Genomic DNA, 18711 nt, shown 5'->3' with positions numbered 1-18711 from the left:
TGGCAATGACCACCAACCAGATCAAGGAAGCCGCCCCGGGGCAGGACCCGGAGCCGGTGGTCCGGCTGAACGGCGTCGGCAAGCTCTACGGCAACGTCCGCGCGCTGCACGGCATCGACCTGACCGTCCGGCCGGGCCGGGTGACCTGCGTCCTGGGCGACAACGGCGCCGGCAAGTCCACCCTCATCAAGATCGTGTCCGGGCTGCACCAGCACGACGACGGGGAGTTCCTCGTCGACGGCAAGCCGGTGCGGCTCTCCAACCCGCGCGCGGCCCTCGACCTCGGCATCGCCACCGTCTACCAGGACCTGGCCACCGTGCCGCTGATGCCGGTGTGGCGGAACTTCTTCCTCGGCTCCGAGCTGACCCGCGGCCCCTGGCCCGTACGCCGCCTGGACATCGAGCGGATGAAGCGGACCACCGACGAGGAGCTGTCCGCCATGGGCATCCACCTCGACGACCTGGACCAGCCCATCGGCACCCTCTCCGGCGGCCAGCGCCAGTCGGTGGCCATCGCCCGGGCCGTGTACTTCGGCGCCCGGGTGCTGATCCTGGACGAGCCCACGGCGGCGCTCGGCGTCAAGCAGTCCGGCGTGGTGCTCAAGTACATCGCCGCCGCGCGCGAGCGCGGGCTCGGCGTCATCTTCATCACCCACAACCCGCACCACGCCTACATGGTGGGCGACCACTTCTCGGTGCTCAGGCTCGGCGCGCTGGAGCTGAACGCCGCCCGCGCGGACGTCACCCTGGAGGAGCTCACCAACCACATGGCGGGCGGGGCCGAGCTGGCCGCCCTCAAACACGAGCTCGCGCAGGTCCGCGGGGTCGATGTGGAGGAGCTCCCCGAGACGGTGCAGACCCCCTCCGCCTGACCCCGTCCGCCTGACCCGTCCGCCTGACCCCCGTCTGCCTGACCTCTTTCGCCCCGTCTTCCGAACCCGCGCGCCGACGGTACGTTCACCTTGACATCCTGACCTTACGTCCGAATGTCCTGACGACCCTTGACGGACGGCCACCCGGGCCGTGAAGCTGCCCGAAAACAACATCACCCGGGCACGCACCACGGCTCGCCGCCCGCACGCAATCCGCACCGCGCCCCTTCCCCGGTCACCGACGACCGGTGAGAGGAGATCCCCTCCATGACTGCCGACTCCCCCGTACCCGCCCTGGACCGCATCCGGGTCGGCTCGGCCCCCGACTCCTGGGGGGTGTGGTTCCCCGACGACCCGCAGCAGGTCCCCTGGCAGCGCTTTCTCGACGAGGTCGCCGAGGCGGGCTACGAGTGGATCGAGCTGGGCCCGTACGGCTATCTGCCGAGCGACCCGGCGCGGCTCACCGAGGAGGTCGGCCGGCGGAATCTGAAGGTCTCGGCCGGCACGGTCTTCACCGCGCTGCACCGCGGCCCCGGCGTCTGGGACGCCACCTGGGAGCATGTCTCCCAGGTCGCCGGGCTCACCCAGGCCATGGGCGCCCGCCACCTGGTCGTCATCCCCGCCTTCTGGCGGGACGACAAGACCGCCGAGCTGATCGAGCCCCCGCAGCTGACCGCCGAGCAGTGGCGCCATCTGTCCACCGGCATGGAGCGGCTGGGCCGCCAGGTGCGGGAGCGGTTCGGGCTCGACATCGTGGTCCACCCGCACGCCGACACCCACATCGACGGCGAGGAGAACGTCGCCCGTTTCCTCGACTCCACCGACTCCGACGTGGTCAGCCTCTGTCTGGACACCGGCCACTACGCCTACTGCGGCGGCGACAGCGTCAAGCTGATCGAGACCTACGGCGAGCGCATCGGCTATCTCCACCTCAAGCAGGTCGACCCCGAGATCCTGGCCGACGTGGTCAAGAACGGGGTGCCCTTCGGGCCCGCCGTCCAGCGCGGGGTTATGTGCGAGCCGCCGAACGGCGTCCCCGCCCTCGAGCCGGTGCTGTCCGCGGCCCAGAAGCTGGGCGTGGACCTGTTCGCCATCGTCGAGCAGGACATGTACCCCTGCCCTCCCGACAAGCCGTTCCCGATCGCCCAGCGCACCCGCCGCTTCCTGCGCTCCTGCGGCGCGTGACACCACACCCGCGCACCCGCCACCCCACCGCCACCGCCACACCAGAACAGGGAGAGAAGACACACCATGACGCAGCAGGGGACGCTCGGAGTCGCCGTCATCGGGACCGGCATGATGGGCGCCGACCACGTCCGCCGGATCAACGACGTGATCAGCGGGGCGCGGGTGGCCGCCGTCGTCGACATCGACGAGGCCCGCGCCGAGCATGTCGCCGACGGCGTCGAGGGCGCCCGGGCCTATACCGACCCGGCCGCCGCCATGGCCGCCCCGGACGTGGACGCGGTGCTGATCGCCTCGCCCGGCCCGGCCCACGAGGCCGCGCTGCTCACCGCCTTCGAGCACGACCTGCCGGTGCTGTGCGAGAAGCCGCTCACCCCGGACCCGGCCTCCGCGCTGCGCGTGCTGGAGGCCGAGCAGCGGCTGGGCCACCGCCGGGTCCAGGTCGGCTTCATGCGCCGCTACGACAGCGAGTTCATGAAGCTCAAGTCGCTGCTCGCGGGCGGCGAACTCGGGCGTCCGCTGCTGCTGCACTGCCGCCACCGCAACGCCTCGGTGCACTCCTACTTCACCAGCGACATGCTCATCACCGACTCGGTGGTGCACGAGATGGACCAGTCCCGCTGGCTGCTGGAGCAGGAGATCACCGCGGTGACCGTGCTGCGCCCGGCCCCCACCGCGAACGCCCCCGAGGGGCTCGGGGACCCGCAGTTGGTGATCTTCGAGACCGACGGCGGAGCGCTCGTCGACGTCGAGATCTTCGTGACCTGCGGCTACGGCTATCAGGTGCAGGCCGAGGCGGTCTGCGAGCGCGGCACCGCGCGGGTCGGCGACGCCCACGGCATGCTGATCAACCGCGCGAGCGGCTGGGGCGGCGAGATCGCCCCCGACTTCGTGGCCCGCTTCGAGGAGGCGTACGACCGCGAGGTCCAGGCCTGGGTGAACGCCACCCGGCGCGGCACGGTGGAGGGCCCCAGCACCTGGGACGGCTATGCGGCCACCGCCGTCTCCGAGGCGGGGGTCCGGGCCCAGACCACCGGTGAGCGCACGGTCGTGGAAATGATCGAACGACCCGCGTTCTACAGCTGAGTCACCCGGCTGTCACGGCCGTCACATCTCGGCGATCCTTCCGTCACAAGCCTTCAACAACGCCTACCAGAGCGTCACTCACCGTCGTTGACCGGGCACAGGCTGAGTGATCACAAGCGGTCGCGCCGCAGTTTCCCCCAACGGCCCCTCGCGGACCGTGACTGCGGCGCCCGGAGGAAGGCGCGAGAGATGACCGACCGGAGGCTTTGGTCGTACAAGGAGATCGCCGCGCACATCGGCGTGCGGACGGACACCGTACGGTCATATCGCAAGCACGGCCTGCTGCCGCCCCCCGATCTCGTGGAGGGCGGCAAGCCGTTCTGGTACGCGGACACCATCCGGACCTGGGTGACCCTCAGACCCGGCAACCGCTCCCGCCGCGGGCCTGAGGCGTAGGGGGGCGGACGCCCCTGGCCCGCCCCCGGACAGGCACTAGCCGCCCGCGCTCACCCGGCGCCGCGCCTCGTCCCGCGCGGGGCCGCGCTCGCCGTCGTCCGCGCCCCCGACGGGGGCGGCGCCGGGGGCCGGGCCCGTGGACTCACCCTCGCTGAGGCCGATACGGGCGTGCAGCCGGCGCAGCGGGGCCGGGGCCCACCAGGTCGCCCGGCCGGTCAGCCGCATCACCGCGGGCACCAGCAGGCTGCGCACCACCATGGCGTCCATCAGGACGGCCAGCGCGATGCCGAGGCCGAGCATCTTGGTGTTGGTGACCCGTGAGGTGCCGATGGCCACCATGACGACGGCGAGGATCACGGCGGCCGCGGTGATCAGCCCGCCCGTGCGCCGCACGCCGAACTCGACGGCGGCCCGGTGGTCGCCCGTGCGGTCGTACTCCTCCTTCATCCGGGAGAGCAGGAACACCCCGTAGTCCATGGAGAGTCCGAAGGCCACACAGAACATCAGCACCGGCAGCGTCGTCTCGATGTCCCCGGTGCTGGTGAAGGACAGCGGGCCGGAGAGATGCCCTTCCTGGAAGACCCACACCACCGCCCCGAACATCGCGGTCAGGCTGAGGGCGTTGAGCAGCACGGCCTGAAGGGGGATCAGCACGCTTCCGGTGAGCAGGAAGACCAGCAGCAGGGTGACGACCACGATGATGGCGAGGGCCCAGGGCAGCCGCTCGGCTATGGAGTGCTTGCTGTCCACCAGCACCGCGGCGACGCCGGTGACCGAGGTGGCGAACGGCGGGTGCTGGGCGCGGATGTCGCGCACCAGCCGCTGGCTCGACTGGTCCACGACCTCGCCCTTGGACATCACCGTGATGTACGCGGCGCCGTCGGCGGCGCGCAGCGCCTCCGACGGGCCGGGCTCCGCCACCTGCCGGCCGCCGGCGAACCGGCCGGCCGGGCTGTCCACACGCGCCACCCCGGGCAGGGCGGAGATCCGGCCGCTGTAGTCGGCGAGGGCCGCCTGGCCGGGCCGGGAGTCGACGAGGATGTCGATCGCTCCGCCGGGGCTGCCGGGGAAGTTGTCCCTGATGTGCTGCTGGACCACATGGGACTCGGCGCTCGCGGGCAGCTGGCGGTCGTCGGCGGTGCCGAACTCCACCCGCAGGAAGGGCAGCCCGAGGACGATCAGACCGGCGGTGGTGGCCAGCGCGAACAGCGGGGCCCGGCGCATCACCAGCCGGGCCACCCGGGCCCAGCCCGCCCCGGACTCGCCGCGCTCCCGGCGGCCGCGCCGGATCAGCCGGTTCAGGTCCAGCGCGTTGACCCGCTCGCCGAGCAGGGCGAGCGCGGCGGGCAGCACCACCAGCGCGGCCAGCGCGGCGATCAGCACCACGGCGATGCCCGCGTAGGCGAACGAGCGCAGGAAGTACTGTGGGAAGACCAGCATCGCGGCGAGCGAGACGGCGACGGTGAGCGCGGAGAACAGCACCGTACGGCCCGCGGTGCGCAGCGTGGTGGCGATGGCGGGCAGCGTCCCGGCGCCCCGGGCCAGCTCCTCCCGGAAGCGCCGCACGATGAACAGGGCGTAGTCGATGGCGAGTCCGAGGCCGAGCGCGGTGGTCAGGTTCTGGGCGAACACCGAGACATCGGTGAACTCGGTGAGGCCGCGCAGCACGGCGTCGGTCCCCAGGATCGCGATGATGCCCACGCCCAGCGGGAGCAGGGCGGCGACCGCGCTGCCGAAGACCATGACGAGCAGCACCAGGGTGATGGGCAGGGCGATCATCTCCGCCCGCAGCAGATCCTCCTGGATGGTGGTCTGAAGTTCATGGCGCACCGCGACCGGGCCGCCGATCGAGACCTTCACCGGCCCGTGGTCGCCTCGGTAGGCGGGGGCGATGCGCTCCAGCGCCTTCGAGGCGGCGGTCTCGTCGCCCACGATCCGCGCCGCGATCAGAGCCTCGCGCCCGTCCCGGTTACGCAGCCCGACGGCCCCGTCCCAGTAGGAGGTGACGCCGGTGACCGACGGCTCGCCCGCGAGCTTTCTGGCCAGCGCGCGGCCCTCGGCGGCGACCGCCGGGGTGTCCACCGTCGCCTTGCCGGTGTCGACGAGCAGGAGCAGATTCGGCTGGGAGGCCGGGAAGTGCTTCTCGAGCGCCTTGGTGGCGTAGGCCGACTCGGCGGCCGGGTCCTGCCAGCCGCCGCTTCCCAGCCGGTCGGCGACCCCGCTGCCGGCCACGACGGCCAGGGCCGTGAACAGCAGGGCGAGCAGCAGGGTCAGCCGCGGACGGGCGGTCACCACCCCCGTCCAGCCTCTGCCCCGGCTCTCGTGCGGCCGGTTGACAACGGTCATAGCGCGGTGTCCCCTTCACCTGTGCCCATGCGCCCAGCCGTCGTTGTCGCAGGCAGCATGGGTCGCTGATTGCCCAACGAGCGGCAAACACGAGCGACCGCTCGCGTTTCTCAAGAATGCGAGCGGGCGCTCGTGTTTGTCAATGCGGATCGAAAACTGGGGATGATGGACGCGTGACCGAGACCAAGGCGGACCGGCCCGCCGGCGAAGCGAAGCCGCGCCGGCGGCAGGCGCGCGGCGAGCGCCGGATCCAGCAGCTGCTCGACGCCGCGGCCGATGTGTTCAGCCGGACGGGCTACGCCGCGGCGAGCACCAACGCCATCGCCCGCGAAGCCGGCGTCTCCCCCGGCACGCTGTACCAGTTCTTCCCGAACAAGGAGGCCATCGCCGTCGAGCTCGGCCAGCGCCTCACCCACCAGATGCGGGAGGCCCACGGCGTACTCTTCACCCCCGAGTACGCCTCGCTCCCGCTCCCCGAGATGCTGGACTCGGTGATCGACCCGATGGTCGAGTTCAACTGCCAGAACCCCGTCTTTCTGACGCTCATCCATTCGGGCGACGTCCCCGGCCTGATGACCGAGGAGCACGACGCGCTGCATGTGGCCCTGCAAGCGCGCCTCGAGGAGCTGATCGAGCTCATCCAGCCCGCGCTCCCCGCCGACCGCCGCACCCGCACCGCGACGATGGTGTTCTCCCTGTTCAAGGCGGGTCTCGAGCTCGTACTGGCCCACGAGGGCGAGGAGCGGGACGCCTACGTCGAGGAGCTGAAGGCCTCCCTCCACGGCTACCTCGCCCCGATCATCGGCGCGGGGATGCCCTCCCGCACCCCCTGACGGCGGCCGCCTCCCGCCGATCGCCGTCCGACACGGCGCCCCGGGAAAGAAGGGGGGAGGTCGGTCCATTCCATACCCCCTAGGGGTATCATGGTGTCATCATCAGGGCCACCGGGTCACCCTTGCCCCCCTGACCACGATGAACACAGCCGCATCCGCCCGCTCACCACAGGAGAAGCCATGAGCACCGAGGCCACCACCGCGTCCGGCGTCACCACCGTCTACCAGGTGACCGGCATGACCTGCGGCCACTGCGAGGGGGCCGTGTCCGAGGAGATCTCCGCCATCGACGGCGTGAGCTCCGTCAAGGCCGTCGCCGCCACCGGTCAGGTCACCGTCATCTCGGCCGCCCCGCTGGACGAGGAGGCCGTGCGCGCCGCCGTCGACGAGGCCGGCTACGAGCTCACCGGCCGGGCCTGAGCGCCCGACGACACCCCCGCCGGGCCGCGCGGCGCCCGCTCGCCCACCCGCACGGCCCGGCCCTCCTCCCAGGAGACCGAGAATGACCAGCACGGCCCCGGAAGCCGCGAAGGGGCAGCCGCCCACAGCGGAGCAGGCCCCGACGACGGCCCCGACGACCCCGACGTCACAGGTGGAGCTCACCATCGGCGGCATGACCTGCGCCTCCTGCGCGGCACGCGTCGAGAAGAAGCTGAACCGCATGGACGGCGTGACCGCCACGGTCAACTACGCCACCGAAAAGGCCAAGGTCACCTACGGCGGCGACACCCAGATCGCCGATCTGATCACCACCGTCGTCCGGACCGGCTACACCGCCGAGCCGCCAAAGCCCGCCGAACCGGAACCCGGGCCCGAGCCGGGGTCCGGGCCCGAAGCGGCGCCCGACAGCACCACCGGGGAGGCCGCCCCCACCGACCCGGAGAACGACGCGCTGCGCCACCGCCTCCTGGTCTCGCTCGTGCTGTCCGCGCCCGTCGTCCTCCTGGCGATGGTGCCCTCGTTCCAGTTCGCGTACTGGCAGTGGCTGTCCCTCACCCTCGCCGCGCCCGTGGTCCTCTGGGGCGGTCTGCCCTTCCACAAGGCCGCCTGGACGAACGCCCGGCACGGCGCGGCCACCATGGACACCCTGGTCTCCCTCGGCACCCTGGCGGCCTTCGGCTGGTCGCTGTGGGCCCTGTTCTTCGGCGACGCGGGCATGCCCGGCATGCGCCACGGCTTCGACCTCACCGTGGCGCGCACGGACGGGTCGTCCACGATCTATCTGGAGGCCGCCGCCGGGGTGACCGCCTTCATCCTCCTCGGCCGCTATCTGGAGGCGAAGTCCAAGCGCCGGGCGGGCGCCGCGCTGCGCGCGCTGATGGAGCTGGGCGCCAAGGACGTGGCCGTGCTGCGCGAGGGCCGGGAGGTCCGCGTCCCCGTCTCCCGGCTGGCCGTCGGCGACCACTTCGTGGTGCGCCCCGGCGAGAAGATCGCCACCGACGGCACGGTCGTCGAGGGCGCCTCGGCCGTGGACGCCGCCATGCTGACCGGCGAGTCGGTGCCGGTGGACGTCGCGGTGGGCGACGGCGTGGCGGGCGCGACCGTGAACACCTCCGGCCGCCTGGTCGTCGAGGCCACCCGCGTGGGCGCCGACACCCAGCTGTCCCGGATGGCCGCGCTGGTGGAGGACGCGCAGAACGGCAAGGCGGAGGTGCAGCGCCTCGCGGACCGCGTCTCCGGGGTCTTCGTACCGGTCGTGGTCCTGATCGCCGTCGGCACCCTGGCGGCCTGGCTGCTGCTGACCGGGGACGCGACCGCCGCGTTCACCGCCGCCGTGGCCGTGCTGATCATCGCCTGCCCGTGTGCCCTGGGCCTGGCGACCCCGACCGCTCTCATGGTCGGCACCGGCCGCGGCGCCCAGCTCGGCATCCTGATCAAGGGCCCCGAGGTGCTGGAGTCGACCCGCCGCGTGGACACCGTCGTCCTCGACAAGACCGGCACGGTGACGACGGGACGGATGCGGCTGCACGGCGTCCACCCCGCGCCCGGCGTGGCCGAGGACGAGCTGCTGCGGCTGGCCGGGGCCCTGGAGCACGCCTCGGAGCACCCGGTGGCCCGCGCCGTGGCCGACGGGGCGGCCGCCCGCGCGGGCGCCCTGCCCACGGCCCAGGACTTCGAGAGCGTGCCCGGTCTCGGCGTCCAGGGCGCCGTGGACGGGCACACGGTCCTCGTCGGCCGCGAGAAGCTGCTCGCGACCCACGGGATCGGGCTGACGGACGATCTGGCGGCCGCGAAGGCGGCCGCCGAGGCCGAGGGGCGCACGGCGGTCGCCGTGGCCTGGGACGGGCGTCCACAGGGCGTGCTGGTGGTCTCCGACGCCGTCAAGGAGACCAGCGCCGAGGCCGTGGCCCGGCTGCGCGGACTCGGCCTGGCCCCGGTGCTGCTGACGGGCGACAACCGGCTGGTCGCCGAGTCGGTGGCGCGGGAGGTGGGCATCGAGGAGGTCATCGCCGAGGTGCTGCCGCAGGACAAGGTGGACGTGATCCGGCGGCTGAGCGCGGAGGGCCGTACGGTCGCGATGGTCGGCGACGGGGTCAACGACGCGGCCGCCCTGGCCACCGCCGACCTGGGCCTGGCGATGGGCACGGGGACCGACGCCGCCATCGAGGCGGGCGATCTGACGCTGGTGCGGGGCGATCTGCGGGTGGCCGCGGACGCGATCCGGCTGGCGCGCCGGACCCTGGCCGTCATCAAGGGCAATCTCTTCTGGGCCTTCGGCTACAACGTCGCCGCGCTGCCGCTCGCCGCGGCCGGGATGCTCAACCCGATGATCGCGGGCGCCGCGATGGCGTTCTCGTCGGTTTTCGTGGTCACCAACAGCCTGCGACTGCGGACCTTCACCGAATCTCCATAGATTCACCAAGTCCCCATAAGCCGCACAACACCCATACACCGGGGCCCTGATCTTCAGATCGAGGCTCTTGCCCTTTTACGCCCCTATATGGCAAGAGACGCAGATCACAGGCGACCGAACGTAACCATCATGGGGGGTGGGGAGTCTAATGGGGCGGTGAGGATTCGTCTTGGGGGACGGATCCCGCTACGCGTGGCCGGGGCGACGTACTCGGGGAGCTTTGAGCGGCCCTCCCGCACGTACGCGTCCCGGCAGATCGCGTGCCGCACCGAAGCAAGGCTCGTGTGCGGCCAGCGGACACCCGGCCGGATCCCGTGGGGGGAATCCGTAACCGGGCATGGAAGCGCCCCGCTCCGACCCGTGGGGGGATCGGCAGCGGGGCGCTTTCGCTCTTTTTCCAGGGCCCGGTTCACCCCCAGCTACCGCTGGGAGGCACCCCCAAGGGGCGCCACAGCCCCTGTCGACGGTCGACCACGCGGCGGTAGCCGGCTGTATCGACAGCGGCTCTGTTGTGTGGCGATCGCAGCCTCGACCCTCCGCGCGGCGGAGCCGCTGTCGATTGCGGCCTCAGGGTCTCCGCGCGCTCTCCCTTTCGACAGGGTCGCGCCCCTTCGGCTCACTCGCCGGGGGTGGCACCGGGTGTCAGCGCTGCTCGACCGGGACGAAGTCGCGCTCGACGACGCCCGTGTAGATCTGGCGCGGACGGCCGATGCGCGAGCCCGGCTCCTTGATCATCTCGTGCCACTGGGCGATCCAGCCCGGCAGCCGGCCGAGCGCGAACAGCACCGTGAACATCTCGGTCGGGAAGCCCATCGCCCGGTAGATCAGACCAGTGTAGAAGTCCACGTTCGGGTAGAGCTTGCGCTCCACGAAGTAGTCATCGGCAAGAGCGTGCTCTTCGAGCTTGAGCGCGATGTCGAGCAGTTCGTCGGACTTGCCGAGCGCCGAGAGGACATCGTGCGCCGCCGACTTGATGATCTTCGCCCGGGGGTCGAAGTTCTTGTAGACGCGGTGCCCGAAGCCCATGAGCTTCACGCCGTCTTCCTTGTTCTTCACCTTGCGGATGAAGGAGTCGACGTCTCCGCCGGAGGCCTGGATGCCCTCCAGCATCTCCAGCACCGACTGGTTGGCGCCACCGTGCAGCGGGCCCCACAGGGCGCTGATGCCCGCCGAGATCGAGGCGAACATGTTGGCCTGCGAGGAGCCGACGAGGCGGACCGTGGAGGTCGAACAGTTCTGCTCGTGGTCGGCGTGCAGAATCAGCAGCTTGTCCAGGGCGCTGACCACGGTCGGGTCGAGCTGGTACTCCTGCGCCGGGACCGAGAAGGTCATCCGCAGGAAGTTCTCGACATAACCAAGGTCGTTACGCGGGTAGACAAACGGGTGGCCGACGGACTTCTTGTACGCATACGCCGCGATGGTGGGCAGCTTGGCCAGCAGCCGGATCGTGGAGAGGTAGCGCTGCTTCTCGTCGTGCGGGTTGTGGCTGTCCTGGTAGAACGTCGACAGCGCGCTGACCACGGAGGACAGCATCGCCATCGGGTGGGCGTCACGCGGGAAGCCGTCGTAGAACCGCTTGACGTCCTCGTGCAGCAGCGTGTGCGTCGTGATCTGGTCCCGGAACTCGGCCAGCTCGTCGACGGTCGGCAGCTCCCCGTTGATCAGCAGGAAGGCCGTCTCGAGGAACGTGGCGCGCTCCGCCAGCTGCTCGATGGGGTAGCCGCGGTAGCGCAGGATCCCCTGCTCACCGTCGAGATAGGTGATCGCGGATTTGTAAGCGGCGGTGTTGCCATAACCGGAGTCCAGGGTCACCAGACCGGTCTGGGCGCGAACCTTGCCGATGTCGAAGCCCTTGTCGCCGACAGTGCTGTCGACCACCGGGTAGGTGTATTCGCCGTCCCCGTACCGCAGTACTACAGAGTTGTCACTCACGTCATCCCTCACCGACGTCTGGTTCTCTTCTTCGAGGTGCCCTGACTCCCCCCACCTTCCCCCATTCGGACGATGAACGTGCACTCGGGGTCGGCCGAAGGGCCTTTTGGCGGCACTGAGTGCCGCGTCCACGCCCATCCTGCCCCGTTCGTGACGGTCCGGAAACCCTCCTGACACGTTCGCTCCGACACTCGTGCCAAACCTCATCGGCCGAAAGTGGCGAGCCGGTGGTCCAGCGCGGTGCACCTTCTGCCCGCCGACACCGTGCGCACCGCCTGTCCCAGGGCGCGGCGCGAGCCGACGAGCACCACCAGACGCTTGGCGCGGGTCACCGCCGTGTAGAGCAGATTTCGCTGAAGCATCATCCAGGCGCCGGTGGTCACCGGGATGACCACGGCCGGGTACTCGCTGCCCTGCGAGCGGTGGATGGTCACCGCATAGGCGTGTGCCAGCTCGTCCAGCTCGTCGAAGTCGTACGCCACCTCCTCGTCCTCGTCGGTCAGCACGGTCAGACACTGCTCGTCGCTGTCGAGGGAGGTGACAACGCCCACCGTGCCGTTGAAGACCCCGTTGGCCCCTTTCTCATAATTGTTGCGGATCTGGGTGACCTTGTCGCCAACGCGGAAGACCCGGCCGCCGAAGCGGCGCTCGGGCAGATCCGGCCGGGCCGGGGTGACGGCCTGCTGAAGCAGTCCGTTGAGCGTGCCGGCGCCGGCCGGGCCGCGGTGCATCGGGGCCAGGACCTGCACATCACGGCGCGGGTCGAGGCCGAACTTGGCGGGGATCCGACGGGCCACCACATCCACCGTGAGCTTCCCGGCGGCCTCGGTGTCCTCCTCGGCGAACAGGAAGAAGTCGGGCATGCCGTGGGTGATCGGCGGCACCCCGGAGTTGATCCGGTGGGCGTTGGTGACCACGCCGGACTGCTGGGCCTGGCGGAAGATCCTGGTCAGCCGCACCGCCGGGACGGGGCTGCCTTCGGACAGCAGATCGCGCAGCACCTCGCCCGCGCCCACGCTCGGCAGCTGGTCCACATCCCCGACGAAGAGCAGATGGGCACCCGGCGGAACCGCCTTGACCAGCTTGTTGGCCAGCAGCAGATCGAGCATGGACGCCTCGTCCACCACCACCAGATCGGCGTCGAGCGGCCGGTCCCGGTCGTACGCCGCGTCCCCGCCGGGCTTGAGCTCGAGCAGCCGGTGGACCGTGGACGCCTCGGCACCGGTCAGCTCCGCCAGCCGCTTGGCGGCCCGGCCCGTGGGCGCCGCGAGCACCACCTTGGCCTTCTTGGCGCGCGCCAGCTCCACCACGGACCGCACGGTGAAGGACTTGCCGCAGCCCGGCCCGCCGGTCAGCACCGCGACCTTCTCGGTCAGCGCGAGCCGGACCGCCTCGCTCTGCTCGGGGGCCAGATCCGCGCCGGTGCGCCGGGTGAGCCAGGCCAGCGCCTTGTCCCAGTCCACATCCTGGAAGGCGGGCATGCGGTCCTCCCCGCCGCGCAGCAGCCGCAACACCTGGCCGGCCAGGGAGATCTCGGCGCGGTGAAAGGGCACCAGATAGACGGCCGTGACCGGCTCGCCCCCGTCCGGGCCCGGCACGCTCTCCCGCACCACGCCCTCCTCGTCCGCCAGCTCGGCCAGGCACTCGATGACCAGGCCGGTGTCGACCTGGAGCAACTTGACCGAGTCCGCGATCAGTTGCTCCTCGGGAAGGAAGCAGTGGCCGCTGTCCGTCGACTGGGACAGCGCGTACTGAAGGCCGGCCTTGACCCGCTCGGGGCTGTCGTGCGGGATGCCGACGGACTGGGCGATCTTGTCGGCGGTCAGAAAGCCGATGCCCCACACATCGGCGGCCAGCCGGTACGGCTCGTTCTTCACGACCGAGATCGAGGCGTCCCCGTACTTCTTGTAGATCCGCACGGCGATGGACGTGGACACCTCCACCGTCTGGAGGAAGAGCATGACCTCCTTGATCGCCTTCTGCTCCTCCCAGGCATCGGCGATCTTCTTCGTGCGCTTCGGGCCGAGGCCGGGGACCTCGATCAGCCGCTTCGGCTCCTCCTCGATGACCTGCAAGGTGTCCAGGCCGAAGTGCTCGGTGATGCGGTCGGCGAAGACCGGCCCGATGCCCTTGATCAGGCCGGAGCCCAGATAGCGCCGGATGCCCTGGACGGTGGCGGGCAGCACGGTGGTGTAGTTCTCGACGGTGAACTGCTTGCCGTACTGCGGGTGGGAGCCCCAGTGGCCCTCCATCCGCAGCGACTCGCCCGGCTGCGCGCCCAGCAGCGAGCCGACGACGGTGAGCAGATCGCCGGAGCCACGGCCGGTGTCGACCCGGGCGACCGTGTACCCGTTCTCCTCATTGGCGTAGGTGATCCGCTCCAGGACCCCTTCGACCACCGCGAGTTTGAGCATGTCCCGACGGTACCGCCGGACGCCGACAGGCCCTTGGGCCCCTGTGCACAACCCTGTGCACAACTCCCGCGGAGCCGATCATGGGCGGCCATCGACCGGAATATTACGATCCGGTTTCGAGTGTCGCCACACCCTTGCCCGGCCCCGTGTAATCGATTCCAATCCTCTTTGTAATCGATTCCACGAGGAGGTGGAATGGCGAGCATCAAGGACGTGGCGCACCACGCCGGAGTGTCCGTGGCAACGGTCTCCCGCGTGCTCAACGACCATCCGTCCGTCCGCGCGGACACCCGTGACCGGGTGCTCACCGCCGTCGCCGACCTCGGCTACCGACCCAACGCCGTGGCCCGCTCCCTGCGCACCGACCAGACCCGCACCCTCGGGCTGGTGATCAGCGACGTACTCAACCCGTTCTTCACCGAGCTCGCCCGCTCGGTCGAGGACGAGGCGCGCGCGCTGGGCTACAGCGTGGTGATCGGGAATGCCGACGAGCGCCCCGACCTTCAGGACCACCATGTGCGCACCCTCATGGACCGCCGCATCGACGGCCTGCTGGTCAGCCCCACCGACGGCGGCTCCCCGCTGATGCTGGACGCCGCCCGCTCGGGCACCCCGATGGTCTTCGTCGACCGCTGGATCAGGGGCGTGGACGTGCCCGTGGTCCGCACCGACGGCCGCGGAGCCGTACGCGACCTGGTGGCCCATCTGTGCGCGCTCGGCCACCGCCGGCTCGCCATCATCGCCGGCCCGGCCGCCACCACCACCGGCCGCGAGCGCGTGGAGGCCTTCCGGTCCGCGCTGCGCGAGTTCGGCCTGGCCCTGCCCGCCGACCACATAGGACAGGGCGACTTCCAGGCGGACAGCGGACGGCGGATGACCGCCCGCTTCCTCGACCTGCCCGAGCCCCCCGACGTCATCTTCGCCGCGGACAACCTCATGGCGCTCGGCGCGATGGACGAGATCCGCGCGCGCGGCCTGCGGGTGCCCGACGACGTGGCGCTCGCCGCGTTCGACGACATCCCGTGGTTCGTCCACACCGATCCCCCGATCACCGCCATCGCCCAGCCGACGGGCGAACTCGGCCGCGCCGCCGTGCGCGCGCTGATCGACCGCGTCGAGGGGCGGACCGCCGACTCGGTGATCCTGTCCGCCCGCCTGGTCACCCGCCGTTCCTGCGGCGAGCCCGAAGGGAGCAAGCCATGAGCACGCCGAGCGCCATACAGCCGCCGCAGGGCGTGCCGCCGAGCGCGGAGGGCGCGGCCGAGCTGCTGCGCATGGAGGGCGTCCGCAAGACCTTCCCCGGAGTGGTCGCGCTCGACGGTGTCGACTTCGACCTGCGCCGCGGCGAGGTGCACGTCCTGCTGGGCGAGAACGGCGCGGGCAAGAGCACGCTGATCAAGATGCTCTCCGGCGCCCACCGGCCCGACGGCGGCCGCATCCTCGTCGACGGCTCCCCGGCGCGCATCCACAGCGCCCAGGACGCCGAGCGGCTCGGCATCGCCACCATCTACCAGGAGTTCAACCTCGTCCCCGACCTCACCGTCGCGGAGAACATCTTCCTCGGCCGCCAGCCGCGCCGCCTGGGGCTGATCGACCGCAAGGCGATGCACCAGCGGGCCGCCGAGCTGCTGGCCCGCGTCGGGGTGGACGTCTCCCCCGCCGACCGCATCCGCGACCTGGGCATCGCCCGGCTCCAGATGGTCGAGATCGCCAAGGCGCTGTCCCTGGACGCCCGCGTCCTGATCATGGACGAGCCGACCGCGGTACTCACCACCGAAGAGGTCGACAAGCTCTTCCGGATCGTCCGCACCCTGCGCGCGGACGGCGTCGGCATCGTCTTCATCACCCACCACCTGGAGGAGATAGCAGCCCTGGGCGACCGCGTCACCGTCCTGCGCGACGGCCGCAGCGTCACCCAGGTCCCGGCCTCCACCGAGGAGAACGAGCTGGTCCGGCTGATGGTGGGCCGCTCCATCGAGCAGCAGTACCCGCGGCAGCCCGCCGAGGCCGGAGCGCCCCTGCTCAAGGTCGACGGGCTGACCCGGAACGGCGTCTTCCATGACGTCGCCTTCGAGGTGCGCGCCGGGGAGGTGGTGGGGCTCGCCGGGCTCGTCGGCGCGGGCCGCACCGAGGTCGTACGCGCCGTCTTCGGCGCCGACCCCTACGACTCCGGCACCATCGAGGTCCTCGGCGAGCGGCTCCCCCGCCACGACGTGGGCGCCGCCATGGCCGCCGGCATCGGGCTCGTCCCCGAGGACCGCAAGGGCCAGGGCCTGGTGCTCGACGCCTCCGTCCAGGAGAACCTCGGCCTGGTCACGCTGCGCCGCGCCACCCGCGCCGGGCTCGTCGACCGGGCCGGACAGCGCCGCGCGGCGGCCCGGATCTCCGAGCAGCTCGCGGTCCGCATGGCCGGTCTCGACCAGCATGTACGCACCCTGTCCGGCGGCAACCAGCAGAAGGTCGTCATCGGCAAGTGGCTGCTCGCCGACAGCAAGGTGCTCATCCTCGACGAACCCACCCGCGGCATCGACGTGGGCGCCAAGGTCGAGATCTACCAGCTCATCAACGAACTCACCGCCTCCGGGCACGCGGTGCTGATGATCTCCAGCGACCTCCCCGAGGTGCTGGGCATGAGCGACCGGGTGCTGGTCATGGCACAGGGCCGGATCACCGGCGAACTGGGCCGCCAGGAAGCGACCCAGGACGCCGTGATGGCCCTGGCCGTGAAGGACGTCAAAACCGTCAACGCCGACGCCGTCGAGGCGCTCGGCGACGACAAGGAAAGAGAGGGCTCCCGTGGCCACTGACACGATCAAGACCCGGGGGAGCTCCGGGGGCACGTCGGCGCTGCGCCGGGTGCTGCTCGACAACGGCGCGCTGAGCGCCCTGGTGTTGCTCCTCGCCGCCATGTCGCTGCTGTCCGGCGACTTCCTCACCACCGACAACCTGCTCAACGTCGGCGTCCAGGCGGCGGTCACCGCGATCCTCGCCTTCGGCGTCACCTTCGTCATCGTCTCGGCCGGGATCGACCTGTCGGTCGGCTCGGTGGCCGCGCTGTCGGCGACCGTGCTCGCCTGGTCCGCGACCTCTCAGGGCCTGCCGGTGTGGCTCGCGGTGATCCTCGCCGTCGCCACCGGCCTGGCCTGCGGCCTGGTCAGCGGCGCGCTGATCTCCTTCGGCAAGCTTCCGCCGTTCATCGCCACCCTCGCCATGCTGTCGGTCGGCCGCGGCCTGTCCCTGGTCATCTCCCAGGGCAGCCCGATCCCGTTCCCCGACTCGGTCTCGCACCTCGGCGACACCATCGGCGGCTGGCTGCCGGTCCCGGTCATCGTCATGGTCGTGATGGGCCTGCTCACCGCGGGCCTCCTGGCCCGTACGTACGTCGGCCGCGCCATGTACGCGATCGGCGGCAACGAGGAGGCCGCCCGGCTCTCCGGCATCCGCGTCAACCGCCAGAAGCTGGCCATCTACGCCCTGTCCGGCGCGTTCGCGGCCGTCGCGGGCATCGTGCTCGCCTCCCGGCTGTCCTCCGCGCAGCCGCAGGCCGCGGTCGGCTACGAGCTCGACGCGATCGCCGCGGTCGTCATCGGCGGCGCCAGCCTCTCCGGCGGCGTCGGCAAGGCCTCCGGCACGCTCATCGGCGCGCTGATCCTCGCCGTGCTGCGCAACGGGCTCAACCTGCTGGAGGTCTCCGCCTTCTGGCAGCAGGTCGTCATCGGCGTCGTCATCGCGCTGGCCGTGCTGCTCGACACCGTGCGCCGCCGCGCCGGGTCCCGCCCGGGCGCGCCCGGCGGCGCCGCGGGCGGTGCCGGCGGCCCCGGGGGCAGGATGACGCCCGCCCAGATCGGCAAGTACGCGGTCGCGGCGGTGGCCGTGGTGGCGGTGGTGATCGGCGCCGCGGTGTGGCGCTCCGACTCCTCCGGCAGCGGCGGCAAGATCAAGGTGGCCCTGTCGGTCTCGACCCTCAACAACCCCTTCTTCGTCCAGCTGAAGCAGGGCGCGCAGGCGGAGGCCAAGGCCCAGGGGATCAGCCTCACCGTCACCGACGCGCAGAACGACGCCTCCCAGCAGGCCAACCAGATACAGAATTTCACCAGCCAGAACGTGAAGACGATCATCATCAACCCGGTGGACTCCGACGCGTCAGGACCGTCCGTCAGGGCGGCCAACAAGGCCGGCATCCCCGTGCTCGCCGCCGACCGCACGGTCAACAAGGCGGACATCGCCACGCTCGTCGCCTCCGACAACATCGCGGGCGGCAAGCTCGCCGCCAAGACGCTCGCCGAGCAGCTCGGCGGCAAGGGCCGGATCCTGGTCCTCCAGGGCACCGCCGGCACCTCGGCCTCGCGTGAGCGCGGCCAGGGCTTCGCGGAGGGCCTGAAGGCCTACCCGGGCATCCAGGTCGTCGCCAAGCAGCCCGCGGACTTCGACCGCACCAAGGGCCTGGACGTCACCACCAACCTGCTCCAGGCGCACTCCGGGATCAGCGGAATCTTCGCCGAGAACGACGAGATGGCGCTGGGCGCGGTCAAGGCCCTGGGCTCCAAGGCCGGCAAGTCCGTCAAGGTCGTCGGCTTCGACGGCACCCCCGACGGCCTGACGGCGGTCCAGAAGGGCACCCTCGCGGCGACGGTCGCCCAGCAACCCAAGGTGCTCGGCAAGATGGCCGTGGAGAACGCGATCAAGGTCGCGAAGGGGCAGAAGGTCGACCAGACGGTGAAGGTGCCGGTGAAGGTCGTCGCCGCGAAGTGACGCGGGTCCGGCCGGCCCCGCCCCGGGGCCGGCCGGAGCGC

At 71.2% G+C, this 18711-nt stretch carries 13 protein-coding genes; 10 read left to right on the top strand and 3 right to left on the bottom strand.

Annotated elements, in window-relative coordinates; genetic code table 11:
• Window positions 1-5: 5 nt before the first annotated feature.
• From ABTY62_RS07025 to ABTY62_RS07010, 4 genes are all read left to right on the top strand, one after another.
• On the top strand, window positions 6-872 hold the full coding sequence (locus ABTY62_RS07025) for an ATP-binding cassette domain-containing protein (RefSeq protein WP_352128370.1): 867 nt from the start codon (window positions 6-8) through the stop codon (window positions 870-872).
• A 267-nt stretch (window positions 873-1139) separates the two neighbouring features.
• Window positions 1140-2057: a sugar phosphate isomerase/epimerase family protein gene (locus ABTY62_RS07020; RefSeq protein WP_352128369.1), complete on the top strand. Its 918-nt coding sequence runs from the start codon at window positions 1140-1142 to the stop codon at window positions 2055-2057.
• 66 nt (window positions 2058-2123) lie between these two features.
• Complete coding sequence (locus ABTY62_RS07015; RefSeq protein WP_352128368.1) at window positions 2124-3143, top strand: Gfo/Idh/MocA family protein; 1020 nt, start codon at window positions 2124-2126, stop codon at window positions 3141-3143.
• A 189-nt stretch (window positions 3144-3332) separates the two neighbouring features.
• Window positions 3333-3539 (top strand): helix-turn-helix transcriptional regulator, encoded by a 207-nt coding sequence (locus ABTY62_RS07010; RefSeq protein ID WP_311729626.1) that lies wholly within the window; start codon window positions 3333-3335, stop codon window positions 3537-3539.
• A 36-nt stretch (window positions 3540-3575) separates the two neighbouring features.
• Here the strand turns inward: ABTY62_RS07010 and ABTY62_RS07005 are convergent, their stop codons facing one another.
• A complete protein-coding gene (locus ABTY62_RS07005; RefSeq protein ID WP_352128367.1) occupies window positions 3576-5885 on the bottom strand; it encodes an MMPL family transporter in 2310 nt (769 codons plus the stop codon).
• Between the two features lie 173 nt (window positions 5886-6058).
• On the opposite strand from ABTY62_RS07005, the gene ABTY62_RS07000 reads away from it, so the two are divergent.
• The 3 genes from ABTY62_RS07000 (at window position 6059) to ABTY62_RS06990 (ending at window position 9572) form a co-directional block, all read left to right on the top strand.
• Complete coding sequence (locus tag ABTY62_RS07000; RefSeq protein WP_352128366.1) at window positions 6059-6718, top strand: TetR/AcrR family transcriptional regulator; 660 nt, start codon at window positions 6059-6061, stop codon at window positions 6716-6718.
• A gap of 180 nt (window positions 6719-6898) precedes the next feature.
• Window positions 6899-7138 carry a heavy-metal-associated domain-containing protein gene (locus ABTY62_RS06995; RefSeq protein WP_352128365.1) on the top strand — a complete coding sequence of 80 codons (240 nt, stop codon included), beginning with the start codon at window positions 6899-6901 and terminating at the stop codon, window positions 7136-7138.
• Between the two features lie 82 nt (window positions 7139-7220).
• Window positions 7221-9572, top strand: a complete 2352-nt coding sequence (locus ABTY62_RS06990) for a heavy metal translocating P-type ATPase (protein ID WP_352128364.1) — start codon at window positions 7221-7223, stop codon at window positions 9570-9572.
• A gap of 642 nt (window positions 9573-10214) precedes the next feature.
• On the opposite strand, the gene ABTY62_RS06985 is transcribed toward ABTY62_RS06990, so the two are convergent.
• Window positions 10215-11504, bottom strand: a complete 1290-nt coding sequence (locus ABTY62_RS06985; RefSeq protein WP_311729631.1) for a citrate synthase — start codon at window positions 11502-11504, stop codon at window positions 10215-10217.
• Between the two features lie 203 nt (window positions 11505-11707).
• Entirely contained in the window at window positions 11708-13918 is a 2211-nt protein-coding gene (gene recD2 / locus ABTY62_RS06980; RefSeq protein WP_352128363.1) for an SF1B family DNA helicase RecD2, read from the bottom strand.
• A 195-nt stretch (window positions 13919-14113) separates the two neighbouring features.
• Here recD2 and ABTY62_RS06975 point away from each other — a divergent pair, with 195 nt between their 5' ends.
• From ABTY62_RS06975 to ABTY62_RS06965, 3 genes are all read left to right on the top strand, one after another.
• Window positions 14114-15121 (top strand): LacI family DNA-binding transcriptional regulator, encoded by a 1008-nt coding sequence (locus ABTY62_RS06975; protein ID WP_352128362.1) that lies wholly within the window; start codon window positions 14114-14116, stop codon window positions 15119-15121.
• Between the two features lie 71 nt (window positions 15122-15192).
• The gene (locus ABTY62_RS06970; protein ID WP_352128645.1) at window positions 15193-16725 is read left to right on the top strand and encodes a sugar ABC transporter ATP-binding protein; all 1533 of its coding nucleotides are present in this window, start codon (window positions 15193-15195) and stop codon (window positions 16723-16725) included.
• Complete coding sequence (locus ABTY62_RS06965; RefSeq protein WP_352128361.1) at window positions 16715-18670, top strand: ABC transporter permease/substrate-binding protein; 1956 nt, start codon at window positions 16715-16717, stop codon at window positions 18668-18670. Before ABTY62_RS06970 ends, ABTY62_RS06965 begins: the two co-directional genes overlap by 11 nt.
• Window positions 18671-18711: the final 41 nt, after the last annotated feature.

The organism is Streptomyces sp. NPDC097640 (assembly GCF_040302705.1).
Classification (GTDB): Bacteria; Actinomycetota; Actinomycetes; order Streptomycetales; family Streptomycetaceae; genus Streptomyces.
Note: the sequence above shows the minus strand (reverse complement) of the source record. Positions and strands in the feature narration are given on the sequence as shown.